The sequence below is a fragment of the Siphonobacter sp. BAB-5385 genome (genome assembly GCF_002261125.1).
Classification (GTDB): Bacteria; Bacteroidota; Bacteroidia; order Cytophagales; family Spirosomataceae; genus Siphonobacter.
In genome coordinates this window covers 1-511 of the sequence record NZ_NMPS01000026.1, presented here as the reverse complement: position 1 = coordinate 511, position 511 = coordinate 1, and the positions used below count along the sequence as shown (strand labels likewise).

Here is a 511-nt window from a genome sequence, read left to right as displayed (position 1 = left end):
TTCCGAAACCAGCTCGTGGTGGCGTTGCCATTTGGCTTCCAACTCTTTTCGGATGTTTTCTTCCCCATCCGTGTAGAGAATGTGAACCTCACAAGGGCTGGGCTGCTGGAAACGCTGTATGCGGTGAACGGCCTGAATGAAGTCGTTGAACTTGTAGTCGATGCCTAGGAACACGGCCTTGTGACAATGCCGCTGGAAGTTGCAACCCTGACCCGCGATTTCGGGCTTGGTAGCAAGAAAGCGATACTCCCCACGGGCAAAGTCGATTAAGAGCTTTTCCTTCACCTCATCGGCCTGGGAACCGTAGACGGAGTGGAAGCTGTCCAAGCCATTGAACTCGGCCCAGCCTTCAATCATTTCCCGCTCGTATTCCAGGTGGTGCCAGATGACGTAGTGATCATCAGAGGCGTCTTTTTCAATGATCTCCTGAAGGGTTTGCACTCGGGCGTACACACTCTCCCGCTTTTCTTTAGCGGCCGTCTTTAAATCGACAGCCTGATTACGCACGAGT

Annotated in this window: 1 protein-coding gene; it reads right to left on the bottom strand. The window is 52.8% G+C overall.

Annotated features, from left to right (window positions below):
* Positions 1–511 (bottom strand): hypothetical protein (locus BWI93_RS27595; protein ID WP_217902211.1); only part of this gene is annotated, 511 nt, incomplete at both ends.